This window comes from Bathymodiolus japonicus methanotrophic gill symbiont (genome assembly GCF_019721995.1).
Taxonomy (GTDB): Bacteria; Pseudomonadota; Gammaproteobacteria; order Methylococcales; family Methylomonadaceae; genus Methyloprofundus.
Genome location: NZ_BLYC01000043.1, coordinates 1 through 25942, shown reverse-complemented (window position 1 = coordinate 25942; position 25942 = coordinate 1). Strand labels below are relative to the sequence as shown.

Below are 25942 nucleotides of genomic sequence, written 5' to 3'. Positions count from 1 at the left end.
CACGCTAACCAAGTTTGGAGCACAGATATAACCTATATTAAAACCAAAGAAGGGATGGTTTATTTAGCGGCGATTATTGATTGGCACTCAAAAGCAGTGCTCGCCCATAAAATATCAAACACAATGGATTCTTTTTTAGTTATGGATGTATTAGATGAAGCGCTTTCTCTCTACGGAACACCTGAAATTTTTAATACGGATCAAGGCAGTCAATACACCAGTGAAATTCATACCCAACGACTAAAAAACAAAGGCATCACTATTTCTATGGATGGAAAAGGACGAGCAACGGATAATATTTGTATTGAACGGTTTTGGCGAAGTGCAAAATGTGAGCGTATTTATTTAAATGAATATGGTTCAATTAGAGCGTTAATAGAAGATGTTGATGACTATATTGAGTTTTATAATCATCAACGGTTTCATGAAACCCTGGACTATAAAAAACCAATGAATGTATATAGAGAAAGTATTTTAGCTAATGAACAGCAGAATGAAGCGGCTTAGGAATATGGAATAAGGATTGTTGAAAAATCTGTCTTGACTCTTTGGGGTGCTATACATTGATGGAATTGAAACGGCACATATGATCCGAAAGGGACAGTTGTCTGAGGAAAATATTCCTGCTTATAAGCAGTTTATGGCTTTAGCAGGATAGTTATGCCTGAAGACCAGGAGGTCTGCGCTTTTGATAATTATTGCGACAGAACCCGTTATTTTCAACTCCCATAATATCGTATTGATAATGGCAATAAGTTTGGGGTCTACACATATATGGAAATCATTAGGGGCTTCTACAGGACTCCTGGTGCATAAAAAATAACACATACTAATTTGTACGTATAACTGCCGTATCTATGGTATTATTCTGTAAGAGAATATGACTTTAAGTAGGGGGAATATAATGAGTTCAATTTCTACACATAACCAACGCTTAGATATGCGGATTGATTTAGAAACTAAGCAAATGGCTGAAAGATCATCAGCAGCCTTAGGGTGCTCTTCTTTAACTGAATATATCACGCGCTTAATCCGTGATAATTCACCCAGTATTATTCAGCAGCAAACACAAATTACACTCTCTAATCAGCAGTTCGATCAATTTATTACGCTGTGTGAAGACGAAACGATAAAACCTAGTAAATCACTATTGCAAGTAGCTCAACAGTTAGATAAAGAAGGCTACTAATGGCTTTTGCTGCACAATTTGAATTACTTGATCCCAAACTTCATGCGAATAAAGTGTTTGACTGTGGACATGATGAGATGAATCAGTTTTTGAAGCGGTATGCAGATAAAAATAGAAACCTAGGTTTAAGCGCTACTTGGGTGCTGCCTGAACAGGATGAAGGTCAAGGCGAGCAGAAAGTGAAACTGGGCGCTTATTACACCTTAGCTTCATCAACGGTTAAGCAAGAGGATATTCCCTATGATAAAAAATTACCTGCTTATCCTGTGCCGGTGGTACTGCTGGCGAGAATTGCAGTTGACAGACACTACCAAAAGCAAGGGCTTGGTAAAAAAACTTTAATTACTGCATTACGTAAAGCACTTGAATTAACGGAGAAAGGTTTACCTGCTTTAGGCGTGGTACTTGATGTGCTAGATGATAATGCGTTATCTTTTTATCAAACATTTGATGATTTCCAGCCCTTTGATAATAATCCTATGCGTCTGTTTATTTCAATGAAGGTGATAAGGCAGTTGGGTTAGTTATTTTTATAAAAAATAGGGCTTAGAAAAGTTAATTTTACAGTGGTAAAAATAACTTTAAAGGCTGGTCGGCAAAGGGGATAAATCCAAAGGCTTGATAAAACTTAGGAACTGAAGGATTTAAAGCCTCAACAACAATGGCATAAACAGCCAATACTTCACTGGCCTGTTCAACACGCTGTACGGCATCAGCTAACAAAATACAGGCGCGCCATGCTACCTCACGAAATTCCGGGACTCCTGTCGCCGTAATTCGTTCACCTACGCAGCGAATAGGAGATGCTCCAGCCGCCCTGCGTCCGCCACAGACTGAGCACAAAGCAGCTCAGTCATGGCTACCACAAATGGCTCTACGGCTATTCGGGATAAAATTTTAGCCTCCCTCGCGCGCTATCGCGCACTTCGGATTGGCAAATTTCCCTGCGCCTTCTGGAGACTATCAGCCCGTCCGGGGCTGACAGCGGTGGCCAAACGCTGTCCTTGATACTGTTTGTCTACAACAAGCCGACCCAATAAAGCAACAGGAATAGGATAGTTTGGTAAGCGTTGTTTTTGTGCGGGAGGTAAATCATCCGTTCTAATGCGACCCGCGCTCAGTGTGTAGTAACCCACAATCGATTTACCTGATTCGACAGGTGAGGCAACAAACACTCTGTTAATACGATTCTTTATATTCTGACGAGCATAACGCTGTAAATAAGTATTGAGACTTGATTCACCACAGTCAAATGCTTTTCGACGATGATTAGTATTTAGAGAATTAATGTTTAACTGCATACTTAACGAACGACAGACTTTTTATGTAAGGCTAATGCTTCCGTTAATTTCGCATTTTTTGCAGGCGGTTTTTCCAAAGCATCTAAAAATAAATCCCAGTCAGGTTGAGATAAAGTAATCTGCTCATGCTCACTAATAATAGTTTCAGCCGCCGCTAAAGATTGAGAAAGAACAAACTCAGATAGCTTCTTATGGCTATAGCTAGCGGCTTTTTCTAGATTCTGTTTAGATATTGTATCAAGGCGAATATGCATACGCTCTTGCTTAATGGTTTCTATTGTAGGCATAAAAATCTCCAATCGTTTAAAATAATTGTACGCCATTTGTGTGTTTTTATGAATTATTTTATTAGCAACTCCAGTAAATAACCTCTATACTCATTCCCTGCCTCAGTTTCCCATAGATAAGACTCAGGGTGCTGATTACGTTTCTTTCTGGCTCTTTCCTTCGCTGAAAATCATGGAAACGGAGCTTAGCGAAGTGGTGATCTTTAGTCCCTGATAGGCGACAGGGCAATTCGCTGATTCGACGTGTGCTAGCAGCACGCGAGAGGAGCAAGAATTGCATTCCGAATAGCCGTCCAGCCAGTGAGGTAGTAATGACGAAGCGGCTTTTGTGCGTAGTCGTTGCGGACGCAGGGCGTTCAGGGCATCTCCCGCTGAAAATCAGGGAAACGTAGCCTAAGCGAAGTGATGATTTTTAGTCCGCGATAGCCGTAGGGCCGTTGTTTTGTCGGAGTCTGAGCGTTAGCGAAGGTGGAGACAAAATAAAAGGCCATCCGACACGGCGTCAAGTCATTTGGAGCCTATGTTCCGACCCCTTGTTGGGTCGGGACGAGGTGACGAGGACGAATCGGGGCCGCCGGAGGCATAAGTGGTCGCGTTAAGTTTTTGCTGCTTGCTTGGGCTGGGATGCCCAAAACAAGCTTTCGCAAAAATAGCGACTCCCCGATGTAACTATTTCTTATTGAATCAATACCCTCTACTCCAGTCACTAACATTGCATCGAACAAGTGATATTTTCCTATTCTAAGCCATACCCACTACTGTGAGCTTGCTCCATAGCCGAAAGCTCGTCCGCTGAAAATCATCACTTCGCTTAGGCTACGTTTCCCTGATTTTCAGCGTATGGATAAAAGTGGCGCTAACTATGCAGGATTAGCCAATATTAACCTCTTGTTAATCCTCGCTGGGTTTGCCACTATGATCGACATATTACAGGTTAAATATTTGAATAACATCATCGAACAGGATCACCGCTTTATCAAAAAAATAACAAAACCGATGATGGGCTTTAAAGCGTTTCACTCCGCTCAAGCAACCATTGATGGAATTGAAACGGCACATATGATCCGAAAGGGACAGTTGTCTGAGGAAAATATTCCTGCTTATAAGCAGTTTATGGCTTTAGCAGGATAGTTATGCCTGAAGACCAGGAGGTCTGCGCTTTTGATAATTATTGCGACAGAACCATTCATTCGCTGAAAATCAGGGAAACGAGCCTAAGCGAAGTGAGATTTTTAGTCCGCGATAGCCGTAGGGCCGTTGTTTTGTCGGAATCGTAGCGCTAGCGTAGGTGGAGACAAAATAAAAGGCATTCCGAAACGCCGTCCAGTCATTTGAGGGAGTGTTACGAAGCAGCACCGAGTTTACGATGGTAATGGCGAAGTGGCACGTACGCAGGACGTCTGGGGCGCCGAAGGCATTAGTGGTCGCGTTAAGTTTTTGCCGCTTGCTTGGGCTGGGATGCCCAAAACAAGCTTTCGCAAAAATAGCGACTCCCCGCTAGCAAAAGTAATACTGACAAATTTGTCATACCGTACTAATTCCCCCTAATTCGATGTAATAGCCCCAACAGCTTAGTTCACCGCTAAGTATTTAATCCAGGGGGCATTATGTTGAGAATGAATGCTATACCAGTCAGTGCACCAAAAGGTGTAGTGACTGTCAGCACAAGCGCTTCAGTTAATGAGATTACCAATAAGTATGATATTCCTTATTTATATCACATGACTCATATTGATAATCTACCTAGCATTTTAGCTAATGGACTTTTAAGTCATAACTTAGCGCATCAACAATGCACTTTAACGGATATATCTGACTTGGATGTTAATGCACGACGATCAGCAGTAGATCCGATTTATAAGCGCAGTTTACATAATTATGTACCTACTTACTTTAGACCTCGTAACCCTATGAGTTATGCTCGTCGTGAACTATCCAATCATCTCGTTATTTTAAAACTTAATCCTCAGTTATTACTCCAGCCTGGCATGTTATTTACAGAAGGTAATGCTGCTTGTTGCAATACACGTTTTTTTAATGAATTAAATGATTTAAATCAACTCAATTGGGATTGTTTAAATAGTCGTTATTGGAACGATTATTCAGATGGGCGTCGCCTAAGGTGTGCAGAAATGCTAATACCTGATCGTATTCAGGTAAAAAATATCATGCAAATTGCTGTTAAGAGTTCTAACACGCATAGGAATGCGCTAGACTTGATGTCAATGGATATTCAGGTAGTCGTACAACCTGAACTTTTTTTTAGGAAACATTATGAAAATAATACAAGGAAATATCTTTACTAGCACCTGCCAAACTCAAGTCAATACTGTCAATTGTATTGGTGTGATGGGCGCAGGTATCGCGCTGGAATTCAAATTACGTTATCCCGACATGTTTACTAAATATGTGTCACTTTGCAAACAAAAGCAGATTGATATTGGTAAATTATGGCTTTATAAAAATGAGTCTTGTTGGGTGCTCAACTTCCCTACGAAACAGCACTGGAAATATCCCAGTAAAATGGATTATCTTAAGCGCGGATTAGATAAATTCATGCAAACCTATCAAACGAGAGGGATAGAATCCATAGCCTTTCCAGTATTGGGGTGCTGCTAAAGGAGGCTTACCTGAAGATCAGGTACTAAGCCTTATGGAAGGCTATTTAAAAGACTGCACTATTCCAGTTGAAGTCTATCAATATGATCCTAAAGCCACAGATGACCTTTTCATTCAATTCCGCCAGCGTATTTTAGAGAGCTCCGATGCAGAGCTCATGCTGCAAAGTGGCTTAAGAAAACAAGCCATCAATAAATTATCCGATGCACTAACAGATAACAGCATATGTACTATTGGCCAACTCTCGTCAGTGCCTGGTATTGGTGCTGTTACACTAGAAAAGGCCTTTGCATTAATGTGTGCGCCTGTTCCGCAAAAACAAAACAGCATTTTTGATTTAGATTCATCAGTGTTCCCATTGAAAGAAGAAGTACCTAAACAAAGCAGCCTATAACCTACCTGAAGGTAGCACCACTCGAATATTTCCATCTTTTTGATTTTAATCACTTATAACAGCAAATAGACACTCTGTAGGCACCGTAAAAAAACAACAAATAATTTCAAATAAAGCTTGCAATTGCCGAAAAAATTTTTCTAAAAATTTCCGTTTTAATCACCTCATAAACGGATATCACCCATGCTTAAAGACCTGCCACTCTCTGAACATATTTCACCAACACTGCAATGAAAGTATGGAACGTGCCCTGTTAGCAGAGCGTCATCCTTTGTGGGCTCGTTCATGCCCAGAGTTGAAGGATATCGACTTTATTCGCCTTGGGTTATTACGCTGTATCAGTGTAGTCGATAGTGGTCGCCATTTCCTCCAAACCAATGAACAGATTTATGGCCAGCTGCTTCCCCACTCAACGTATTTTAAATCACTGAAGTCGCATAGACGAACAAGTATGCTTGAGGCATTTGAACAGCAGAGCTATCATCTTCACGCTGAAACACTGCTATCGCAAGGCATTGATTATCTTAAAGCATTCCCGGAACTTGACGAATACACCATAGAAGCAGCGGATGGACATTTTATTGATCATGCCTGCCATACTGAAAAAAATAGCGACTCCCCGATTTCTTTGTCTGGTGACAAACGGAACTCAGAGACATCAAGAAATACCTGTGTTACGAGATCATATTGAAAAGCAAAACAAGGGAAATAACAGCTCTCAGAAACATCTCTATGTCTACGATAAAGCCGTCACCGACTTTGTCTGGTGGGGATCGGCAGAAACGACATGCTAATTACATGATTTCAATGCTAAAAGAAAATTCAATTGCGACTCTGGTTGAGTCTATCCCTTTTGACTCCCGCCATGAGATCAATACAGGGGTTGAAGCATACAGTGTGTACGAAAACAAGGGCATCAAATTTAACGTGGTGGATTACCGTGATCCAGAAACCGGAAAACTTCACCGGTTTGTGACAACCTTGCCAATGACTATTAACCCTGGAACCATTGCCATGTTGTATTTCAAGCGATGGACGATTGAAAAGACATTCAATAACACTAAAAGTAATTTCAAGGAAACTAAAGCTTGGTCTTCCAATACCCGCTCACTTGAAAATCAAATGCGCCTGACTGCAATGAGCTATAATTTAATGCGCGTGTTTGAAGAGATTTCAAAAACACAACAGCCAGAATTGATTCATCCATCGGATAAAAAATATAGCGAGGCTCTGGAGATTAGGCAGCAACAGGCTCAAAAACGAGATCGTTTTGTGAATCCATCGCTGAAAATCAGGGAAACGTAGCCTAAGCGAAGTGATGATTTTTAGTCCGCGATAGCCGTAGGGCCGTTGTTTTGTCGGAGTCTGAGCGTTAGCGAAGGTGGAGACAAAATAAAAGGCCATCCGACACGGCGTCAAGTCATTTGGAGCCTATGTTCCGACCCCTTGTTGGGTCGGGACGAGGTGACGAGGACGAATCGGGGCCGCCGGAGGCATAAGTGGTCGCGTTAAGTTTTTGCTGCTTGCTTGGGCTGGGATGCCCAAAACAAGCTTTCGCAAAAATAGCGACTCCCCGATATTTTTCCAGGCAAGAATATCTCGTATCAGCTCGTATACCATTCGGGCAGTTCAAAACGCAATAATAACAGGAATGTCTTTACAGTGCTTTATGAGCTCTCTTGTGGCGAGGTTAGTTTCACGGCCTCAATTGATAGGGGAACACTGATGTTTAGATTAGGAAAAATTATGCAACCTCACGAATATAAAAAACGCATCTTAATTGCCGTTAGCGGCTTATCACCGCAAATATTAACGGAAACTCTATACGGACTGGCGGTAAAAAGCCAACCTGCATTTATACCCACAGAAATCCACTTAATCACCACTATAGAGGGTGCTCATCGCGCTAATTTAAGTCTTTTACATGAAGAGAAAGGGCCGTTTCATGTGCTGTGCCGTGATTACCAATTATCCGATATTAATTTTACAGAGCAGCATATTCACATTATTTGTGACCAAGAGGGCAACGAGTTAGATGATATTCGTAACCCAGCACAAAATGAAGCAGCGGCTGATTTTATTACCAATATAATTAACCAGCTAACGCGTGACGAAGACACGGCGGTACATGTCTCTATTGCAGGGGGGCGCAAAACAATGGGCTACTATATTGGCTACGCCTTATCATTATTTGGACGTACTCAAGACAGGCTGTCTCATGTATTAGTTTCGGACGGTTATGAAGGTCTCCCCGAATTTTATTACCCCACACCAAAAAGTAATGTCATTAATACCCGAGATAACAGGCCGCTAGATACCTCAAAAGCACAGATAACACTGGCTGAAATTCCCTTTATTCGCATGCGTCAGGACATACCTGAAAAGCTGCTTAAAGGTAAGGTTGGTTTTCTCGATACCATTAATCTTGCCCGTAAAGCAGAGCTTATTCCTGAATTAATTATCGATTTAGAGAATAAGAAAATATCAGCTAATGGTGAGGTATTTACCATGCCGGCGATTGCCATTGCCTTTTATAGTTGGTTATTAAAACAAACTATTCACTCACAAGATGCATTAGAAAAACCGCTAGAGTTTGAAGGAAATTCACAATATGCGGAGGATTTTATAATTGATTATCGAACTGTTGTCGGTGAGATGGGCGCAGAAACCACTGAAAATGCATTAATTAAAGGCATGGAAGGTGCTTTCTTTGCTGAAAAAATAACCCGCATTAATAAGCAGCTAAAAGAAAATTTAGGTGAACGCTTAGCAAAGGCGTACTTAATAAAAAGCTCTAGGCATGATGGAGCGATGTTTTACGCCACTGACTTACTTGCCGAACAAGTAACATTTTCCACAATTTAATAATAAACAGGAAATAAGGAATGACACACACATTAATCAGTTTTTTAGGGAAAGCCCGTGAAGGTGGTAAATATCAAACGGCTAATTATGATTTTGAGGGTCAAATAAAAATCACCCAATTCTTTGGTTTAGGATTGCGTGAGGTGATTCAACCTCAGCAGCTCATCATATTAGGTACCAGAGGGAGTATGTGGGATGTTTTTTATGAAAAATTTGCCGACTCCGAACAACAAGAAGAGCATTGGATTGCATTAAGTGAATCAGCGACTTCAAATCAAGTCACTCAGGATCAACTAAATGCGTGTGCTGGCGATTTAACTGAAAAGCTGGGTTTAGTTTGTATCTTACAACTCATTCCTTACGGAGTGAATGAGCAAGAGCAAACGGAAATCTTAAAAATTATGGCAAATGACATTCAGAAGGGTGATCAAGTATCTCTGGATTTAACACATGGATTACGTCATTTGCCTATGCTTGGTTTATTGAGCGCCATGTATTTACAAACGGCAAAACAAGTAATCATCACTGGTATTTATTATGGTGCATTGGAGTTAACTGAAAACCAAAAAACACCGGTAATGCGGTTAGACGGCTTATTAAAAATAGCCGATTGGATTGGTGCTTTACATGGATTTGATAAAACAGGCGACATTGCGCATTTTAGTGAATTATTAAAGCAAGAAGGAATGGTGCCTGAAACAGCCTATTTACTGAAAGAAGCGGCATTTCATGAGGGTACATTAAGCATTACTAATGCGCGCAAACCGCTGCGGGATTTTGCCAAACAAACATCGGGTCAATTGCCAGGCATTGCCGAGTTATTCAGTGATAGCTTAAATGAACGTATTAGCTGGAAAGATCAAAACAGTATTTATTTACGACAACGAGAGAAGTCCCTGTTTTATTTGCAGCAAGGGGATTACGTGAGAGCCTCAGCTTTGGGTTATGAGGCGGTTATTACTCACCATCTTAAAAAAAATAATCCCAGTGCGGATATGGAGAATTATGAGGTTCGAGATGAAGTGCGCAAAACCATTGAAACACAGCTATCGAAAGTCGATGTTACCGCTTATAAATTATTAAGGAATATTCGTAATTCATTAGCTCATGCTAACCGCCCTAATAAAGGGGAAATTCAGTCAATATTGAGTGATGAAGCACTTTTACAGAAAAAATTAATGGAATTATTTAAGCAATTACTCCCAGAAAATTAGGAAACATAGTCGATGCAAAAAATAGAAGCAGAATTTGAAATTGTCACGCCTATGTTTATTGGTGGGGCAGGTAAAGAAGATGACCCTGAAGTTAGGCCGCCGTCAATAAAAGGTGCATTGCGTTTTTGGTGGCGTGCCTTGCAATGGGGAGCGTATTTGGAGCAAGCAAAAGGTAATGCGGATCAAGCATTACAGGCGTTACATGAGCAAGAAGCAGAATTGTTTGGTGCCGCGTTTAAAGATAATAAATACGGGCAAGGGAAGGTTTTATTAAAATTAAAAAAATCATCTGGTAAAGAATTACCAGCTAAAAAAGCCAGTATCCCAAATCCAATCCCAGAGCAGCAATATTTACTAGGGCAAGGGTTGTACCATTGTAGAGACGGACTTTTACAATCTGCCTTAGAAAGTCAGAAAACATTTAAGGTTGTTTTAAAGCTTGATAATGAGGTGGATGCGCAGCCTATTATAAATACTTTAATGCTATTTGGTTTACTGGGTGGTTTGGGCAGTCGTTCTCGTAAAGGCTGGGGATCTGTTGCTATTCGATTTTTAACTTACACCGACAAAGATAAGAATAACAAGAATATAACTATGCCTGATGATAAGGCGAGCTATAAAAAAGTGATCACAGATCTATTAAGCCAACTGCCTGAAGAAATGCCGCCTTTTACAGCTTTTTCTAAACAAACCCGCATTGATTTATCAGCATTTACAAATAAATCAGCCGAAAGTCTATTAACTGAGGTTGGCAATGAGCAGCAAATGTACCGAAGCTATGGCAGAAATACAGAAGGAGGACATAAAGTTAATGGCAAAGATGCAGAACAAAATTTTAAGGGCGATCATGATCTAGTGCTTGATTTTGCACAAGGCAAACACATTACAGAGCATCCAAAGCGTGTTGTATTTGGCTTGCCTCATAATTATTGTTATTCAGATAGAACTAAAGTTGATGTCGACGCTGAAGCTGAATCAGGTAAATCGAGTCGTCGAGCTTCTCCTTTAATGATTCATATTCATCGCTTTGTATCCGGTGAATGTATGGCTGTACAGAGTTTATTTAGAGCAGAATTTTTACCTGATCGGAAACGAATTCAATTAAAAAAAGGACATAAAACACAAATGCTTGAATGTGATGTGGATTGGAAAGTGATTACTAACTATTTAGACCGATTTAATCAGAGAGAGCGCATCTTATGAACGAGCAAGATCAATATTTCCATTTTACCTTAGGCCCTGTACAAGGATTTGTTGCTCAAGCCAGACGCACGCGTGATTTCTGGGCGGGTTCATTTTTACTGTCTTGGTTATCTGCCGTTGCTATGCAGGCCGTTATTAAACAACAAGGGGAAATAATTTTCCCTAAAGTAAGTGATGACTACCTCGACTGGTTAGAACACAAAGGAAAATCAGGCACAGAACCACAACAAGGTTGTATCCCCAACCGGTTTAAAGGCGGATTAGCCAACGTCCCTCATGACTTTAATCCTGATTTAGTCGCAGACAGCATTCAACAAGCATGGGCTGCATTAGCCGAACAAATCTGGCAACAAGATCTAACGCATTGCCCAGCAGAAACTCGTGCTATTTGGGATAGACAGGTAAAGAACTTCTGGGAAATTAGCTGGGCATTATCTGATAACGCAACCGAAAGTAACTTATTAGATAGGCGCAAAAACTGGCGTAATTATTTGCCACCCGAAGAAGCGGGGGTTAAATGTATGATGATGGACGGCTGGCAAGAGCTATCAGGTATTGCCACCCCTAACGCCAAAGGTTTAGATTTATTTTGGCAAGACGTCATTAAGCAAGCTGGATCAGCGATAAAAACCGATTTACGTCCACATGAATATTTATGTGCTATTGCTTTTATTAAGCGTCGCTTTGCCCATTGTTTTTCAGAGTTAAAGGCAGAAATGCCAAATGGTTGGACCTTGCACGGTTGTACAGTTAAATCCTCGATTCCATCCGTTGCTTATATGGCCGCAGCACCCTGGATAGCGCAAGTTCTAACTCATGCACCCGAAGATAAATTAAAAATATTTCACGATGAAGCAAAAAAACTCACGCAAAGCTATGGTGAATATCAAACCCGTTTAGATTGTATTGAGGCAGCACTTGATCGACGCGAGGGAGAAAGATTATTTTGGAATACCAAAAGCCTTGATGGAAACGTATTTTTTGAAGCGGCATTAGAAAACAAAAATATCTACCCCGACCAAGATCAAGCTAAACGCGTAAAAAATGCCTTAAAAGCATTACGCCAATCAGTTGATAACATCGAACCCGTCAGCCCCTTTTATGCCGTGTTAATGATGGATGGTGATTCACTCGGTAAACACATGAGCGACACCATAAAACAAGAAAAGATCAGTACCGGCTTAGAAAAATTCACCTCAGGCGTGCAAGCACTTGTTGAAAACCACAGCGGCTTTCTTATCTACGCAGGTGGGGATGATGTTTTAGCGTTATTACCTTTAGAGCAGGCATTAAACTGTGCTAACGAACTGCGCACACATTATTTAGACAGTTTTAGTGCTTATCCTGATATTAATACCACCTTATCGGGTGCGATTGAATACGCACATATCAAAATGCCGTTAAGTAAAGTGCTGGGCGACGCACATCATTTATTAGACGATATTGCCAAAAATGAAACAGGACGTGATGCCATTGCTGTGAGAGTGTGGAAGCCTGGTGGTCAGCATTTGCAATGGGCGATGCCGTGGGAAAAAGCACTCGAAGGTGGTGTCGTGGTAGTCGATCAATTAGCGAAAGACCTGCAAACCGCACAACAAATAACACCATTTTCTAATAGTTTCTTTTTTCATGTTGAGGAGCGTTTTGTCATGCTGAATGACAATGCCAGAAAAGATAAAGGTTTTCCCTTTACGCCTGACGTTATGACACAGTTAATTGCAGCGGATTATCTCAATTCTGGGGTTAATTCACATAGTAAAGAGAATAAAGTGAGCTTACAAACGGCAATGACTTTACTTGAGCCATTGTTAGCTCAGTGTTTTGAATGGCATAGGAATATAGATAACCAGCAGGAGCCTTTTACGCAGCATTACACGCTACGAACAGATGCTTTGCAGTTTATCCGTTTCTTAGCTGAAAAAGGAGTTGAACGTGGCTAAATATCGTCGAAAACAAAAAGAAGACAAGCAAAAACCAATACAGAAACAAACAGAAAATATAAAACAAGAAGCGTTAGCTAAAGGGCAAATCAACTTACAATTACACCCCTTTGATACCTGGTTTTTTCGTGAATCTCGTCCACATGATGCCGCTGGTGCCAGTGAACTAAGCAGCTTATTTCCGCCTCCTATTCGTACCTTAGCAGGGGCTTTGCGTACCTTTTTAGGTGATCAAATGGAGATCGACTGGAAAACTCTGCAATGTAAAAGCAGTGATTTTGACTTCGAAAAAAGTCTAGGTAATGTCGAGCATTTAGGTCAATTACAGCTTAACGGTGCTTGGATATGCTATCAAGGGCAACGTCTATATCCTGCACCTTTGTACCTCATGCAAAAAGAAGAAAACTTACAGCGACTGCTTATAGGTAAATCAGTGCGTTGTGATCTAGGTACGGTACGCTTACCGGAAATGCCTAAAGACTGCGTGGGTTATAAAAACCTTGAACAACATTGGTTAACCGCCGCCGGTATGAGGCTATGCCTTGAAGGGCAAGTGCCTAATGTAGCCGATGTCGTTAAAAGCGATGATTTATTTAGCCACGAAGCACGTTTAGGGATCGCTCGCGATAATGAAAAACGTAAAGTGATTGATGGCAAGTTGTATCAAACTCAGCACCTACGTTTGAAGGATGAAGTGCATATTGAACTGGATGTAAAGAATCTGGGTGCGAGCTTACTGGAAACATTAGAGACACATCAACAAAACACCATTTGGAGGTTAGGCGGAGAGGGGCGGATGGCGAGTGTTGCTATCAGTGACACAGTAGAGCCTTTCCCCTTTATTAAAAACCATAAAACCGATACTTTAGTTATTCATTTTGTTACCGCAGCGGGTTTTGGTGGCAAGATGTTCCCCGAAAATTTCATTCAAAGTGAGCAAAACGGACAAACCGTTTGGCAAGGTGAGATTAATGGTATTGAATTAAAAATAGAAGCCGCCGTGATAGGTAAGGCACATCGCGAAGGCGGTTGGGATATGAAAAACCATCAACCACGTCCCGTAAAAAGCTATATTCCTGCGGGAAGTGCTTGGTTTTGTCGCTTAACAAATCCAGACGATTACAAAAACCTACACGAAAAATTACACGGCCACTGCATGGGAATAGATAGCGCCTATGGGCGAGGTCAAATTTTAATTGGGCAATGGCAAGATACAGATAATCAATAAGGAATTAGACATGACAACAAAAAATGCATTAATAGGACTTTGGGCAGAAACCAGCATTCATGCAGGGGCAGGTAGTTCAGTCGATGGTATAGATTTACCCATTCAACGTGAAGGGCATAATAACTGGCCGTGTGTCTTTGGCTCATCCGTGAAAGGCGCGTTAAGAGCAAAAGCAGAAGATAAATTAGGCAAAGATAATGACAGCATTACTTATGTTTTTGGTCCTGACAGTAATAGCGATAAAGCCTCAGAACATGCCGGTGCTTTATTGGTCAGTGATGCCCGATTGTTATTGCTGCCAGTGCGTTCGCTGACCAGTCATTTTAAATGGGTCACTTGTCCCGCTTTATTGCAACGCTTAAAACGCGATGCCGCGCGTTTAGCAATAAACCTAGACTTTATCGAGCCGAATACACCTGATAATGGCAGTGCCATCACCGCTGCAACGGAAGTAGTGGATTTATTGTTAGAAGAATACCGATTTAAAACTGAGACTACCGATTTAACAGAGTTAATCACTGTCCTAAATAAAACCACCGGCATTGCCAGTGAGGACTTAAACGAGCAATTAGTGATTGTCAGTAACGATCAATTTAATTACTTAGCCAAGTATGCCACACCAGTTACACCGCACATTGCTATTGAGAACGAAAAGAAAGTTGTTAAAAAAGGCGCACTTTGGTACGAAGAAACCTTGCCCGCTGAAACCGCCTTTTATTTTGCACTCAGTGCGCATAAATCACGCGGGGATGGTATGAGTGCAGATGCGATTTTAAAATGCATTACCGAAGGCTTATTCGGTGAGTCGTCTTATCTACAGTTGGGTGGCAATGAAACCGTAGGCATGGGCTGGTGCAAAGTAACAGTGAGCGAGGCGTAATCATGGGCTTAACCATACAGCAACAGCGGGCTAACTTTGCACTAGAATGCATTCAGGATTTAAAAGATGTATTAACAACAGATAAAGCACAAGGTGAATTCATTAGTTACGCCAGCGGTTTACCTGCCATGATACACATGAATGGCTTAGGTCAGGCAATGGCATTTTGTAAGTTAAAATCAAAAGAGCGAGAATCATACGGACAGTTATATCAATTGGTGTCTGATTGGCTGTGCAAAGAAGGCCAGCCTTATCATCAGAAAAAAGACGTACTGGAAGGTATTACCCAATGTGATATGGCGCATTATCAACTCGCACAAGCCGAAGCCTTAGTTTTAATGAGCTGGGTAAAGAAATTTGCTAAAGCTTTTTTAAAGGAGGAAGAGTGATGATTACCCCTTTATATAAGGAATATCAAACTATACCTAACAAGCCTAATAATGCGCATACAGGTTTATGGTTTGATCGTTTTTTTAATCAATATGAAGAAAACTGGGGTTTAATTAAGGCTAATAAAGACGGTAAAGTTATTTGGATTAATAAAATAAAAGGTCACACTGGAAATACAAAACAACTTGAAATCTTTACCGAACGCCAAATAGCCCTCGTTGCTCAATTAAAAGGTAGTAGCCAACGCTATAAAAGTGATTGGCATTTTATTACAGGCATGGGTAATTCACATCCTGTTGAAAATGGATTTAGCTGGCATCAGACTTTAGCGGTGCCGTATTTAAGTGGCGCTTCTGTTAAAGGTTTGGTACGTGCTTGGGTGGAGCTTAATGATGAAGAGCTGAGCGAGGAAGATAAAAAATCCCGTTTAAAAAGCTGGTTTGGTACAGAAGATAAAAAAGATATTGCAGATCAAACGGGGGATTTTATTTTTTTTGATGCCTTACCTAATAAACAGTCCGAGCTAACTTGCGATATTATGACTCCGCACATGGGGGATTGGTACAGTAAAGGCGATGAAGTAGTACATAATGCTAAAAATATTCCAGCCGATTGGCATGAACCTGTGCCGGTGCCTTTTTTAGTGGTTAAAGAAACCGCCTTTATATTTCATATTGCCCCGCGTAGCGGTGTTAATACAGATGACTTAGACTTAGTCGTATCCGCATTGACCTGTGCATTAGAATGGCTAGGCGCAGGGGCTAAAACTTCTGCAGGGTATGGTTATATGACTGAAGACAGTCGTTATAAGCTAGACCTAAAAGACAAACAAGCCAAGTTGCAAATAGAGCAAGAGAAAGAACAGGCGCTCAATGCCAAATTAGCCAATCTTTCGTCTTTAGCACAAGACTATTTTAGGCAAGCGGAAGCAGGGCAGTGGACGACCAATAAAAATAGTTTTTTACAAGCGGGGCTAATTGAGGGTTGGTTGACCACTTTAGAAGAGACTGTCGATACGTCAATTTTAGAGGATATTGTGAGCTTGTTGGACCAGTATATTGCAGGGCTGTTAAATGATCCTGATAAAGTAAAGGGCAAAAAATCAAAGCCTGTTTATAACGATAGGCAACGCAATATTGCTAAGAGGGTTCAAGCGCTGCAAACCAGCTAGGAATAAAAATTAAATAGCTCGAACAGGAGTAAAAAAGCTTTAGCTTTTTACCTTCGCTGAAAATCATGGAAACGTAGCCTAAGCGAAGTGATGATTTTCAGCGTACGAAGCCAGCACCGAGTTTACGATGGTAATGGCGAAGTGGCACGTACGCAGGACGTCTGGGGCGCCGAAGGCATTAGTGGTCGCATTAAGTTTTTGCCGCTTGCTTGGGCTGGGATGCCCAAAACAAGCTTTCGCAAAAATAGCGACTCCCCGCTTCTCGTTCCCATGCTCCAGCGTGGGAACGCAAAGCGCTCTCAGATGAATTCCCACGTAGAGCATGGGAACTAGACACCAAAAATGTTATGACACAGCTACAAGTACAACGGTACCAATTTAACTGCCAAGTGCAAACGCCGTTTAGGCTCAATGATTACTCAGGCTCTATGCTGCGCGGGGCTTTTGGTCGCGCTTTGCGTAAGTTAGCGTGTGTGACCAAAATGGATAATTGCAAAGCCTGTTTATTGTATCGGCAATGTACTTATCCAAAGATATTTGAAACACCGGCACCGACAAACGCTGATTTACAACGCTTTAGCGCCATTCCTAATCCCTTTATTGTCGAACCACCGCCGATGGGAGAGAGAAACTTACAGGTTGGTGAAGAATTTAGCTTTGGCTTGGTGCTTATTGGGCAAGCCATTCCTCATTTGCCATTAATTATTTATGCTTGGCAAGAAGCGCTACAGCAAGGGCTAGGCAAGAGCCACGCAAAAGCAGCATTACAAAGCGTTATATTTGAGCCAGGCCAATTATCAGAACAAGTGATCTATAGCAGCCAACAAGGTGAATTGTTAGCGGAACCTCAGTTTGAGTGCCCCCTTTTGGAACCAGTTGACAGACTAAAGCTACGCTTACTAACACCACTACGCATTCAACAAAGAGGGCGGGTTTTATCTCATGCCATGCAAGGACGAGATTTTCTTATGGCACTCGTGCGACGCTATTATTTATTGCAAGAATTCCATAGCGAGCACTATCAAGCACCTGATTTTTCAGCACTGGCACAGCAAGCAGAGGGTATTCAATGTAAAACACAGTTTCACTGGTATGAATGGCAACGCTACTCTTCGCGTCAAAAACAAAAAATGGTGTTTGGTGGTGTGTTAGGTGAGTTAGAGCTAGAGGGTGATTTAGCCGATTTTTTACCCATATTAGCACTCGGACAATGGTTGCATGTAGGCAATAAAACCACCTTTGGTATGGGAAGGTATTTGATTGATGGGTAGTGGTTATAATCCCCCAGCAAATCCAGACAAGAAATCAAAGCAATCTTATTCCAAATTAGTTACTATTTGTAAAAAATTGGAGTATTAAAATGAGCAGAAAAAGAACGGTCTACAGTGCTGAATTTAAAAGCAAGTTGGTATTACTCGATGTTCAAGTTTTTCCATCCCGTTGCCATCAAACTCTTACCTTCACCCAGCAGAACAATACTTTAATGATGCTATTGGCCCTAAGCGCCCTAAATCTCTGCCAATCATATGTTTTCCTGATGGCATCAGTTGAAACACATCCTTTATTAATTCACCTAACTCTTTCAGCTTATCACCAGGATCTGGAAACTCTAGCAATGACGTGATGAACTCAAGCAGTACATCCATTTGAGACTTGCGCTGTAAGCTTCCTACGGTATACGCAGGTAGTTTGCTTTCAATGCGGGCTATTTGCTCTGGGTGAAGGAGAAGGCAATGGTCAAACAAAAGACTCAGAATCAGGCGCGCCATGCTACCTCACGAAATTCCGGGACTCCTGTCGCCGTAATTCGTTCACCTACGCAGCGAATAGGAGATGCTCCAGCCGCCCTGCGTCCGCCACAGACTGAGCACAAAGCAGCTCAGTCATGGCTACCACAAATGGCTCTACGGCTATTCGGGATAAAATTTTAGCCTCCCTCGCGCGCTATCGCGCACTTCGGATTGGCAAATTTCCCTGCGCCTTCTGGAGACTATCAGCCCGTCCGGGGCTGACAGCGATTGTTTGGCCTCACGCCCCCATCCTTCATAAAGCTTCCAGTCCTCAAAGAAAACCTCAATCAGCCATCTCAACGTATAGGCTTGAATAATATCTTGTGTGCGCCAAGTCAGGTCTGTCGCCACTAAATAGCGATAGTCGTTTTCACCGTCATATTTTAAGGCAATGACAAAGCGTTTTTTACTGTGAGAACTCACCTTTAATCGTGCACTGCTGACAGTCACTTTAATCTCTTTGCCGCCACGTACACGTATTATCTGATCAATGCCTTTGTTAATCGAATTAAAGTAGCTCTCGACTGACCTTATTCTACCTCTATATTCAATATTTTGGTTTTTACGTAATTGGCTAATCACCTGCGAGCCTCCAGATTCTTTAGCGGCTTCGTCCATAAAGGCTTTTTCACCATACAGCGCATCAGCCAGTACGCCTTTAATTTTAATCAGGCTATGCGCAACTTTAAACTCTTTTAATAAGCCTAATGCAATCTCTGTTTTGGTCGGGTAGGCACTGTCACGTTCAGGCTTAATAGGCCGATCTTTTTTTGCTATACCGCTCTTTTTCAACCGTTTATCTTCTTTATCCCACTGCTTTAAGGCTGGATCCGGCATATAAAAGAAAAAACCGACAGGCACTGTAATGGATGAGGTAACTAGCAGCAATAATACTATCGTTTGTCCATTAACATACCCGCCGGAGCCTTTGTGTTTCTGCTTGTAAACCTTATAAATACGTTTTGTAGACTTAGATCGTGCTCGGTCTGATTCATCAAAGGCCAACACACCTTCAGTAATGCCATAACGTTTTAAAATTAAGACCACACTCACCCGTAGCAACCAGTCCCAGGGTATACTTGCTTTACGAAACACCCAGGATAATGCGGCTACTTTGCAATCTCCAAGGCTTGCTCGCTCAAACTTAGCCCAGCAAACAGAGTTCATTAGCAGTATGCCCGTTAAACAAGTGCCCAACCAAGCGGCTTGAATCCGTGTCAAAGCGGCTCCGGGTTTTAGCTGATTGAGCGCATCATTTAAATCGTCAATATAGCTTTGGATAAAGGTGGCTGGGGCATTCATTAACATGGGCTTACACCGATAAAATTACAACAACCTCAGAATACCTGATTTTACCTTCTCAATATCAAAAACTTGAACATCGAGTTTTAGCATTGAAATCATGTAATTAGCATGTCGTTTCTGCCGATCCCACCAGACAAAGTCGGTGACGGCTTTATCGTAGACATAGAGATGTTTCTGAGAGCTGTTATTTCCCTTGTTTTGCTTTTCAATATGATCTCGTAACACAGGTATTTCTTGATGTCTCTGAGTTCCGTTTGTCACCAGACAAAGAAATCTGAGCAACCCACTTCTGAGATTCAACGCGTAAATCCCCCCGGCCGCATAAACTTTCCCCTTGCTGTTTTTTTCAGTATGGCAGGCATGATCAATAAAATGTCCATCCGCTGCTTCTATGGTGTATTCGTCAAGTTCCGGGAATGCTTTAAGATAATCAATGCCTTGCGATAGCAGTGTTTCAGCGTGAAGATGATAGCTCTGCTGTTCAAATGCCTCAAGCATACTTGTTCGTCTATGCGACTTCAGTGATTTAAAATACGTTGAGTGGGGAAGCAGCTGGCCATAAATCTGTTCATTGGTTTGGAGGAAATGGCGACCACTATCGACTACACTGATACAGCGTAATAACCCAAGGCGAATAAAGTCGATATCCTTCAACTCTGGGCATGAACGAGCCCACAAAGGATGACGCTCTGCTAACAGCGCACGTTCCATACTTTCATTGCAGTGTTGGTGAATATGTTCAGAGAGTGGTAGGTCTTTAAGCATGGGTGATATCCGTTTATGAGGTGATTAAAACGGAAATTTTTAGAAAAATCTTTTCGGCAAATGCAAGCTTTATTTGAAATTATTTGGTAACTACTCAGCGTAATTTAAACTCATAACAGATTGATTTAAAATAATAATTAATGTATCTCTCTGAATTTTAGTCCAATTTTCACCCCTTTTTAAAGGTGAAAATGACTAAAGTAAGGTTAAATTAAAATATATCCATTTGATTTTAAAGTTAAAAAACACGCTGAGTAGTTACATTATTTGTTGTTTTTTTACGGTGCCTACAGAGTGTCTATTTGCTGTTATAAGTGATTAAAATCAAAAAGATGGAAATATTCGAGTGGTGCTACCTTCAGGTAGGTTATAGGCTGCTTTGTTTAGGTACTTCTTCTTTCAATGGGAACACTGATGCTCTAAATAACGATCAAGATCATCCAGCATGATGTTAGCGAGAAGTGGCGATAGCGAGCCACCTTGCGGCACGCCACAAACTGTTGACTCTCGCTTTCCCTTGATGCTCACATCAGTACGCAGATATTTTCCAATCAGTCCTAATAGTTGTTTATCAGTCAGCCACTTGCCGAGCCGGTTCATTAATAAGTCGTGATCGACTTTGTCAAAGACCTTGGATAAATCAATATCCACGGCATAGCCGTAGCCGTCTTTTATCCCTTTCTGCACTGACCTGACAGCATCATGCGCGGAACGGTTGGGACGAAAGCCAATAACTATGATCTGAAAAATCAGGATCAATGAGGGGCTGTAAAACTTGTGTGATGGCTTGTTGGATGACTCTGTCGTGTACGCTGGGAATCCCTAATACTCGATGTTCAAGTTTTCAGCTATAACTGGGCTAAGAAAAGTAAATTTTTCCGGCTTTGTTTTATAAGTGATTGATTTACAATGATGTTGATGCTTTCTTTGTCAGTAAAATTATCAATAAAATCAATCAGTTAAAAAACTTGAACATCGAGTATTAGAAGTTTTAAAGAATGAAAAAACACTGCAAGAAATTGCCAGTGCAAATAACATCACACCTAAGAACCTACAAAACTGGAAAAAAATATTCTTAGACAATGCAGAAATAGCAATGGAGCCCTCCAAAGCCGTTAAAGATTACAAAGAGGATCTATTAGCAGCTCAAGAACAAAATGAGATGCTCACAAAAATCGTAGGAAAAATGACGGTTGAAAAGGAGTGGCTCGAAAAAAAGCTAAAAAGCTTGGACTCATCTGATAGAAAACAGTTGATTGAGCCCAAGCTTAACACTCTACCTCTAACACACAGGCGCGCCATGCTACCTCACGAAATTCCGGGACTCCTGTCGCCATAATTCGTTCACCTACGCAGCGGATGGGAGATGCCCTGAACGCCCTGCGTCCGCAACGACTACGAACAAAAGCCGCTTCGTCATTACTACCTCACTGGCTGGACGGCTATTCGGAATGCAATTCTTGCTCCTCTCGCGTGCTTGCTAGCACACATCGAATCAGCGAATTGCCCTGTCGCCTATCAGGGACTAAAAATCACCACTTCGCTAAGCTCCGTTTCCATGATTTTCAGCGGCAGTGTGCATTATTAGGATTAAATAGAAGCAATCTCTATTACAAAAAAAGAGAGAATAACAGGCGCGCCATGCTACCTCACGAAATTCCGGGACTCCTGTCGCCGTAATTCGTTCACCTACGCAGCGAATAGGAGATGCTCCAGCCGCCCTGCGTCCGCCACAGACTGAGCACAAAGCAGCTCAGTCATGGCTACCACAAATGGCTCTACGGCTATTCGGGATAAAATTTTAGCCTCCCTCGCGCGCTATCGCGCACTTCGGATTGGCAAATTTCCCTGCGCCTTCTGGAGACTATCAGCCAGTCCGGGGCTGACAGCGAAAGAAAGAAGAGATCAAAACTCAGATTAATCACATTTTTAAAGACATCCCTATTTATGGTGCGGCTAAAGTACACCAGCAGTTGCTTGAAGGATGGTTTTAAAGTCAGTTTAAACACGGTGGCGAGTTATCGGCAGCAGATGGGCTTGAAAGCCGTATTAGCGGTAAAACAAGTCAATACAACGATCCCCATAAAAGAACATAAAAAAGATACTTATAAGCTTAGAGATCTTGATATATCACACGCTAACCAAGTTTGGAGTACAGATATAACCTATATTAAAACCAAAGAAGGGATGGTTTATTTAGCGGCGATTATTGATTGGCACTCAAAAGCAGTGCTCGCCCATAAAATATCAAACACAATGGATTCTTTTTTAGTTATGGATGTATTAGATGAAGCGCTTTCTCTCTACGGAACACCTGAAATTTTTAATACGGATCAAGGCAGTCAATACACCAGTGAAATTCATACCCAACGACTAAAAAACAAAGGCATCACTATTTCTATGGATGGAAAAGGACGAGCAACGGATAATATTTGTATTGAACGGTTTTGGCGAAGTGCAAAATGTGAGCGTATTTATTTAAATGAATATGGTTCAATTAGAGCGTTAATAGAAGATGTTGATGACTATATTGAGTTTTATAATCATCAACGGTTTCATGAAACCCTGGACTATAAAAAACCAATGAATGTATATAGAGAAAGTATTTTAGCTAATGAACAGCAGAATGAAGCGGCTTAGGAATATGGAATAAGGATTGTTGAAAAATCTGTCTTGACTCTTTGGGGTGCTATAAGGTCGATCTGTATCTATTATAGCGAAGTGAAGATTTTTAGTCCGCGATAGCCGTAGGGCCGTTGTTTTGTCGGAGTCTGAGCGTTAGCGAAGGTGGAGACAAAATAAAAGGCCATCCGACACGGCGTCAAGTCATTTGGAGCCTATGTTCCGACCCCTTGTTGGGTCGGGACGAGGTGACGAGGACGAATCGGGGCCGCCGGAGGCATAAGTGGTCGCGTTAAGTTTTTGCTGCTTGCTTGGGCTGGGATGCCCAAAACAAGCTTTCGCAAAAACTAGCGACATCCCCGATGGGTGGATATTCTCCCTCAACAGAAGTCATACACGATACATGCCTACGTATGACTGTAGGTTTCCTAGCGTACGTTAATCTTATTTCATCCACCTCTTTTGCCAAAAAACCTTTTAACTCGGGCAGCCCTTTCTTCTTCAACGCAGGGTCTAGGCCTGCAAGTTCAGGTATCCAGCACCTAAGAATATTAAGCATAGAATCCCGGTCTTTTGTATCTAGGCGAACAGAGTCTTTTATGTATTTATGAAGTTCCGCAGGGAGTAGGTATTTAATAAATGAAGTTTTATGGAGTCCTTGATCTCCACCTAGCACCAGCACACATTCATATTTGGGGATAGCATCTGGATGCTTACCTTCATGCTTTGCCATATCAGCGGCCGCACAGCATTGTATTAGCCATCTATACATGGCGACCTTAACCCATTCCTTATCTTCCACTGGCAAGTTATCTACAAGTTCATGGACTGGGTTATTTGTCTTGGTGCGTGTAATGCCTGTAAGCCAATCTCTAACGGGATTAATAACATTGCTTTCAATGATAGATTCTAACTGTTCATCAACAATCGTCCTGCTAAGCTTGTAGTTCCTGCAAATAACTTTGGTGTACGCTACCAAGTCTTTCAATTCATTTCCTTCTACGCCGGGAACGCCTTTAATTGCAGGTGCGTTCAACATTTCATCATAACGGGCATCCACGCCAAAGCGTTTCATCAGCCCCTCAAGCTCTCCACGTTCACCAGGGTGCAACAGTGGTGTTGTTTTGTTCATTCCTCTATATCCTTTGCAGTGTTAATTTATTTATTAATCTAAGTTCTGTCGCTTTTCATGCCTCCACATTTATGAGGATGGAATAGGTGGTTTAACATCTACCTATTCCATTTTTAGAGTTTACTACGCAGGCTGTAGTTCACCTCCTGCCAAAATCTCCTTAAAGGCATAACTCGAAAGCTGCTCTTCAGTCAAGCCAACCTCGGGTTGTGTTGTTGGCTTCTCATGTGTTGGCTCCTCTGGGTAGTGATACCCCCGTGTTTGCGGGTGGAAGGGGACAGATAAATAGGTTGTGTTGTATAAACAGTTTATCTGTCCCCTTTTCAATAAATACGGGGGGCTGTATCCCCTTGCCCTGTAATAAACTCATAACTGAATAAAATATTATCATTTGGCTAGTGGCATAAGTCCGGTCTTTAGGGACTATCTTTATTGTCCCTTCATACGCTGAAAATCATGGAAACGTAGCTTAGCGAAGTGGTGATTTTTAGTCCCTGATAGGCGACAGGGCAATTCGCTGATTCGACGTGTGCTAGCAGCACGCGAGAGGAGCAAGAATTGCATTCCGAATAGCCGTCCAGCCAGTGAGGTAGTAATGACGAAGCGGCTTTTGTGCGTAGTCGTTGCGGACGCAGGGCGTTCAGGGCATCTCCCATCCGCTGCGTAGGTGAACGAATTATGGCGACAGGAGTCCCGGAATTTCGTGAGGTAGCATGGCGCGCCTGTTAAGCAATAGGTACACACGATTACATTTAATAATGGTCGTGAATTTTGCGGGCATCAAACGATTGCAAAGACACTCGATTGCAGCACTTATTTTGCCAAACCTTACCATTCATGGCAAAGAGGCTTAAATGAAAACCATAATGGCTTATTAAGGCAGTATTTTCCAAAAAACGAACCCTTAGATACGGTGACTCAAGAGGAAGTTGACAGCGCTACAGCACTCAATCATCGCCCAAGAAAAACCTTAAACTACAGAACACCCTGGGAAGTTTTTTTGTGAAATGACTGGGTTGAATTTAAATAAATCACAGGGTGTTGCATTTATAGCTTGAATCCGCGACATTTCATTCGAGGAATTATGATGTAAACCTTTTACTTCTCCTAATTATTTAAGTGAAATAACAGATTTAACCCACTACCACTACCACTACCCTTTAATCGTCCTGCAACCTGCTCAGGTTTCTCCAATCATCCTCAATGTGGGCATTGATAATACATTTGATTTCATCCGTCAATTTAACTTCTTTAGGCTTGTTTTTATGACGTTCCTGAGCAAAACCCTCGGCCTGCTTATTTCTATAGCCTCTTTGACCTGTGTTTCTGCCAAGCTCACGCGAAATACTGCTTTGGCTTCGCCCCAGGGATTCTGCAATTTTATTCTGAGAAGTCCCATTTTTTAATTCAATTACTATATAATGTCTTTCTTCAGGACATAGGTGTTTATAGCTCAATTTGTAGCCTCTGTAAATTGTTTGGTAGCTGTTTACTGTACACCTATGTCTTGTCCCAATTCAACTGGTGTATTGCTATCCGTTACTTTCAGAGGTTATGCACTTATTATACGAATTCAGGTTTCTTAAACTTACTGTTCTTGGGCGACCACCCGATAACGCGTTGGGTAATAAGGGATTGATGGTCTCC

Annotated in this window: 37 protein-coding genes and 5 pseudogenes; 27 read left to right on the top strand and 15 right to left on the bottom strand. The window is 41.7% G+C overall.

Translation table 11 applies throughout. The annotated features are described in order from the left end of the window. From K6984_RS25685 to K6984_RS25675, 4 genes and pseudogenes are all read left to right on the top strand, one after another. The coding region (locus K6984_RS25685) for an IS3 family transposase (protein ID WP_221898009.1) at nt 1-507 on the top strand (507 nt) is incomplete at its 5' end. A 61-nt stretch (nt 508-568) separates the two neighbouring features. Further along, nucleotides 569-658, top strand: a pseudogene (locus K6984_RS36665) (IS6 family transposase); the annotation flags it as partial. A gap of 246 nt (nt 659-904) precedes the next feature. After that, nucleotides 905-1189 (top strand): type II toxin-antitoxin system TacA family antitoxin, encoded by a 285-nt coding sequence (locus tag K6984_RS25680; RefSeq protein WP_230988289.1) that lies wholly within the window; start codon nt 905-907, stop codon nt 1187-1189. Further along, nucleotides 1189-1713, top strand: coding sequence for a GNAT family N-acetyltransferase (locus K6984_RS25675; protein ID WP_221898008.1), 525 nt, complete (start codon nt 1189-1191; stop codon nt 1711-1713). Before K6984_RS25680 ends, K6984_RS25675 begins: the two co-directional genes overlap by 1 nt. A gap of 37 nt (nt 1714-1750) precedes the next feature. Here the strand turns inward: K6984_RS25675 and K6984_RS25670 are convergent, their stop codons facing one another. After that, a complete protein-coding gene (locus tag K6984_RS25670) occupies nt 1751-2032 on the bottom strand; it encodes a hypothetical protein (RefSeq protein ID WP_221898007.1) in 282 nt (93 codons plus the stop codon). A gap of 12 nt (nt 2033-2044) precedes the next feature. Here K6984_RS25670 and K6984_RS25665 point away from each other — a divergent pair, with 12 nt between their 5' ends. Continuing rightward, on the top strand, nt 2045-2197 hold the full coding sequence (locus tag K6984_RS25665) for a hypothetical protein (RefSeq protein WP_221898006.1): 153 nt from the start codon (nt 2045-2047) through the stop codon (nt 2195-2197). Between the two features lie 295 nt (nt 2198-2492). Here the strand turns inward: K6984_RS25665 and K6984_RS25660 are convergent, their stop codons facing one another. From K6984_RS25660 to K6984_RS35030, 4 genes are all read right to left on the bottom strand, one after another. Further along, on the bottom strand, nt 2493-2777 hold the full coding sequence (locus K6984_RS25660; protein ID WP_221898005.1) for a type II toxin-antitoxin system TacA family antitoxin: 285 nt from the start codon (nt 2775-2777) through the stop codon (nt 2493-2495). 135 nt (nt 2778-2912) lie between these two features. Then, nucleotides 2913-3035 (bottom strand): hypothetical protein, encoded by a 123-nt coding sequence (locus K6984_RS35040; protein ID WP_263458881.1) that lies wholly within the window; start codon nt 3033-3035, stop codon nt 2913-2915. 98 nt (nt 3036-3133) lie between these two features. Next, nucleotides 3134-3268 (bottom strand): hypothetical protein, encoded by a 135-nt coding sequence (locus K6984_RS35035; RefSeq protein WP_263458820.1) that lies wholly within the window; start codon nt 3266-3268, stop codon nt 3134-3136. Between the two features lie 27 nt (nt 3269-3295). After that, complete coding sequence (locus K6984_RS35030; protein WP_263458596.1) at nt 3296-3424, bottom strand: hypothetical protein; 129 nt, start codon at nt 3422-3424, stop codon at nt 3296-3298. Nucleotides 3425-3602: 178 nt separating this feature from the next. Here K6984_RS35030 and K6984_RS25655 point away from each other — a divergent pair. Continuing rightward, nucleotides 3603-3908 (top strand): annotated as a pseudogene (locus K6984_RS25655) (DDE-type integrase/transposase/recombinase); the annotation flags it as partial. A 69-nt stretch (nt 3909-3977) separates the two neighbouring features. Here K6984_RS25655 and K6984_RS25650 read toward each other — a convergent pair. Beyond that, entirely contained in the window at nt 3978-4133 is a 156-nt protein-coding gene (locus tag K6984_RS25650; protein WP_221898004.1) for a hypothetical protein, read from the bottom strand. A gap of 260 nt (nt 4134-4393) precedes the next feature. On the opposite strand from K6984_RS25650, the gene darT reads away from it, so the two are divergent. The 6 genes from darT to K6984_RS25625 all read left to right on the top strand — a co-directional run bounded on the left by darT (nt 4394) and on the right by K6984_RS25625 (nt 7095). Next, nucleotides 4394-5083: a type II toxin-antitoxin system toxin DNA ADP-ribosyl transferase DarT gene (gene darT, locus K6984_RS25645; protein WP_230988290.1), complete on the top strand. Its 690-nt coding sequence runs from the start codon at nt 4394-4396 to the stop codon at nt 5081-5083. Further along, nucleotides 5052-5396 (top strand): macro domain-containing protein, encoded by a 345-nt coding sequence (locus K6984_RS35850; protein ID WP_338024570.1) that lies wholly within the window; start codon nt 5052-5054, stop codon nt 5394-5396. The genes darT and K6984_RS35850 overlap by 32 nt, the downstream gene beginning before the upstream one ends. 34 nt (nt 5397-5430) lie before the next feature. Next, complete coding sequence (locus K6984_RS35845) at nt 5431-5790, top strand: hypothetical protein (RefSeq protein WP_338024569.1); 360 nt, start codon at nt 5431-5433, stop codon at nt 5788-5790. 238 nt (nt 5791-6028) lie between these two features. Continuing rightward, nucleotides 6029-6481 (top strand): hypothetical protein, encoded by a 453-nt coding sequence (locus tag K6984_RS25635; protein ID WP_221898002.1) that lies wholly within the window; start codon nt 6029-6031, stop codon nt 6479-6481. Beyond that, nucleotides 6426-6584 carry a hypothetical protein gene (locus K6984_RS25630; protein ID WP_221898001.1) on the top strand — a complete coding sequence of 53 codons (159 nt, stop codon included), beginning with the start codon at nt 6426-6428 and terminating at the stop codon, nt 6582-6584. The genes K6984_RS25635 and K6984_RS25630 overlap by 56 nt, the downstream gene beginning before the upstream one ends. Next, entirely contained in the window at nt 6550-7095 is a 546-nt protein-coding gene (locus K6984_RS25625; RefSeq protein WP_221898000.1) for a transposase, read from the top strand. The genes K6984_RS25630 and K6984_RS25625 overlap by 35 nt, the downstream gene beginning before the upstream one ends. Nucleotides 7096-7221: 126 nt before the next feature. On the opposite strand, the gene K6984_RS35025 is transcribed toward K6984_RS25625, so the two are convergent. Continuing rightward, a complete protein-coding gene (locus K6984_RS35025; RefSeq protein WP_263458596.1) occupies nt 7222-7350 on the bottom strand; it encodes a hypothetical protein in 129 nt (42 codons plus the stop codon). Here K6984_RS35025 and K6984_RS25620 point away from each other — a divergent pair. The 10 genes from K6984_RS25620 to cas6 all read left to right on the top strand — a co-directional run bounded on the left by K6984_RS25620 (nt 7328) and on the right by cas6 (nt 17952). Then, nucleotides 7328-7516 carry a hypothetical protein gene (locus tag K6984_RS25620; RefSeq protein ID WP_221897999.1) on the top strand — a complete coding sequence of 63 codons (189 nt, stop codon included), beginning with the start codon at nt 7328-7330 and terminating at the stop codon, nt 7514-7516. The genes K6984_RS35025 and K6984_RS25620 overlap by 23 nt on opposite strands. Continuing rightward, nucleotides 7516-8655 carry a CRISPR-associated ring nuclease Csm6 gene (gene csm6, locus K6984_RS25615; RefSeq protein ID WP_221897998.1) on the top strand — a complete coding sequence of 380 codons (1140 nt, stop codon included), beginning with the start codon at nt 7516-7518 and terminating at the stop codon, nt 8653-8655. The genes K6984_RS25620 and csm6 overlap by 1 nt, the downstream gene beginning before the upstream one ends. Before the next feature lie 20 nt (nt 8656-8675). Beyond that, nucleotides 8676-9869, top strand: coding sequence for a TIGR02221 family CRISPR-associated protein (gene csx2 / locus K6984_RS25610; RefSeq protein WP_221897997.1), 1194 nt, complete (start codon nt 8676-8678; stop codon nt 9867-9869). Between the two features lie 12 nt (nt 9870-9881). After that, a complete protein-coding gene (gene cmr1 / locus K6984_RS25605; protein WP_221897996.1) occupies nt 9882-11072 on the top strand; it encodes a type III-B CRISPR module RAMP protein Cmr1 in 1191 nt (396 codons plus the stop codon). Next, complete coding sequence (gene cas10, locus K6984_RS25600) at nt 11069-13012, top strand: type III-B CRISPR-associated protein Cas10/Cmr2 (RefSeq protein ID WP_221897995.1); 1944 nt, start codon at nt 11069-11071, stop codon at nt 13010-13012. The genes cmr1 and cas10 overlap by 4 nt, the downstream gene beginning before the upstream one ends. Beyond that, on the top strand, nt 13005-14240 hold the full coding sequence (locus tag K6984_RS25595) for a type III-B CRISPR module-associated Cmr3 family protein (protein WP_221897994.1): 1236 nt from the start codon (nt 13005-13007) through the stop codon (nt 14238-14240). The genes cas10 and K6984_RS25595 overlap by 8 nt, the downstream gene beginning before the upstream one ends. Before the next feature lie 10 nt (nt 14241-14250). Further along, nucleotides 14251-15120 carry a type III-B CRISPR module RAMP protein Cmr4 gene (cmr4, locus tag K6984_RS25590; RefSeq protein WP_221897993.1) on the top strand — a complete coding sequence of 290 codons (870 nt, stop codon included), beginning with the start codon at nt 14251-14253 and terminating at the stop codon, nt 15118-15120. Beyond that, on the top strand, nt 15093-15509 hold the full coding sequence (gene cmr5 / locus K6984_RS25585) for a type III-B CRISPR module-associated protein Cmr5 (RefSeq protein WP_230988288.1): 417 nt from the start codon (nt 15093-15095) through the stop codon (nt 15507-15509). Before cmr4 ends, cmr5 begins: the two co-directional genes overlap by 28 nt. Continuing rightward, nucleotides 15509-16681, top strand: a complete 1173-nt coding sequence (gene cmr6, locus K6984_RS25580; protein WP_221897991.1) for a type III-B CRISPR module RAMP protein Cmr6 — start codon at nt 15509-15511, stop codon at nt 16679-16681. The genes cmr5 and cmr6 overlap by 1 nt, the downstream gene beginning before the upstream one ends. A gap of 428 nt (nt 16682-17109) precedes the next feature. Then, on the top strand, nt 17110-17952 hold the full coding sequence (gene cas6, locus K6984_RS25575) for a CRISPR system precrRNA processing endoribonuclease RAMP protein Cas6 (protein ID WP_221897990.1): 843 nt from the start codon (nt 17110-17112) through the stop codon (nt 17950-17952). A 189-nt stretch (nt 17953-18141) separates the two neighbouring features. Here cas6 and K6984_RS25570 read toward each other — a convergent pair whose 3' ends face one another. The 4 genes and pseudogenes from K6984_RS25570 to K6984_RS25555 all read right to left on the bottom strand — a co-directional run. Next, complete coding sequence (locus tag K6984_RS25570) at nt 18142-18450, bottom strand: hypothetical protein (protein WP_221897989.1); 309 nt, start codon at nt 18448-18450, stop codon at nt 18142-18144. A gap of 141 nt (nt 18451-18591) precedes the next feature. Then, entirely contained in the window at nt 18592-19779 is a 1188-nt protein-coding gene (locus K6984_RS25565) for a transposase (RefSeq protein ID WP_221897988.1), read from the bottom strand. An 18-nt stretch (nt 19780-19797) separates the two neighbouring features. Beyond that, nucleotides 19798-20541: a hypothetical protein gene (locus K6984_RS25560; RefSeq protein WP_221897987.1), complete on the bottom strand. Its 744-nt coding sequence runs from the start codon at nt 20539-20541 to the stop codon at nt 19798-19800. 417 nt (nt 20542-20958) lie between these two features. Next, nucleotides 20959-21373, bottom strand: a pseudogene (locus K6984_RS25555) (reverse transcriptase domain-containing protein); the annotation flags it as partial. 264 nt (nt 21374-21637) lie between these two features. On the opposite strand from K6984_RS25555, the gene K6984_RS25550 reads away from it, so the two are divergent. The 4 genes from K6984_RS25550 (at nt 21638) to K6984_RS25535 (ending at nt 23181) form a co-directional block, all read left to right on the top strand. Next, nucleotides 21638-21880: a hypothetical protein gene (locus K6984_RS25550; protein ID WP_221897986.1), complete on the top strand. Its 243-nt coding sequence runs from the start codon at nt 21638-21640 to the stop codon at nt 21878-21880. A 20-nt stretch (nt 21881-21900) separates the two neighbouring features. Further along, nucleotides 21901-22221: a hypothetical protein gene (locus tag K6984_RS25545; RefSeq protein WP_221897985.1), complete on the top strand. Its 321-nt coding sequence runs from the start codon at nt 21901-21903 to the stop codon at nt 22219-22221. Nucleotides 22222-22300: 79 nt separating this feature from the next. Beyond that, nucleotides 22301-22462 (top strand): hypothetical protein, encoded by a 162-nt coding sequence (locus K6984_RS25540; RefSeq protein ID WP_221897984.1) that lies wholly within the window; start codon nt 22301-22303, stop codon nt 22460-22462. 56 nt (nt 22463-22518) lie between these two features. Continuing rightward, nucleotides 22519-23181: an IS3 family transposase gene (locus K6984_RS25535; protein ID WP_221897983.1), complete on the top strand. Its 663-nt coding sequence runs from the start codon at nt 22519-22521 to the stop codon at nt 23179-23181. 197 nt (nt 23182-23378) lie between these two features. Here K6984_RS25535 and K6984_RS35020 read toward each other — a convergent pair whose 3' ends face one another. From K6984_RS35020 to K6984_RS25525, 3 genes are all read right to left on the bottom strand, one after another. Next, nucleotides 23379-23507, bottom strand: coding sequence for a hypothetical protein (locus K6984_RS35020; RefSeq protein ID WP_263458596.1), 129 nt, complete (start codon nt 23505-23507; stop codon nt 23379-23381). Then, nucleotides 23456-24295, bottom strand: a complete 840-nt coding sequence (locus tag K6984_RS25530; protein ID WP_221897982.1) for a VapE domain-containing protein — start codon at nt 24293-24295, stop codon at nt 23456-23458. Before K6984_RS25530 ends, K6984_RS35020 begins: the two co-directional genes overlap by 52 nt. 440 nt (nt 24296-24735) lie before the next feature. Further along, the gene (locus K6984_RS25525; protein ID WP_221894768.1) at nt 24736-24951 is read right to left on the bottom strand and encodes a hypothetical protein; all 216 of its coding nucleotides are present in this window, start codon (nt 24949-24951) and stop codon (nt 24736-24738) included. A gap of 83 nt (nt 24952-25034) precedes the next feature. Here K6984_RS25525 and K6984_RS25520 point away from each other — a divergent pair. Then, nucleotides 25035-25301: pseudogene (locus K6984_RS25520) on the top strand (IS30 family transposase); the annotation flags it as partial. Nucleotides 25302-25444: 143 nt separating this feature from the next. Here K6984_RS25520 and K6984_RS36660 read toward each other — a convergent pair. After that, nucleotides 25445-25752: pseudogene (locus tag K6984_RS36660) on the bottom strand (transposase); the annotation flags it as partial. Nucleotides 25753-25942: the final 190 nt, after the last annotated feature.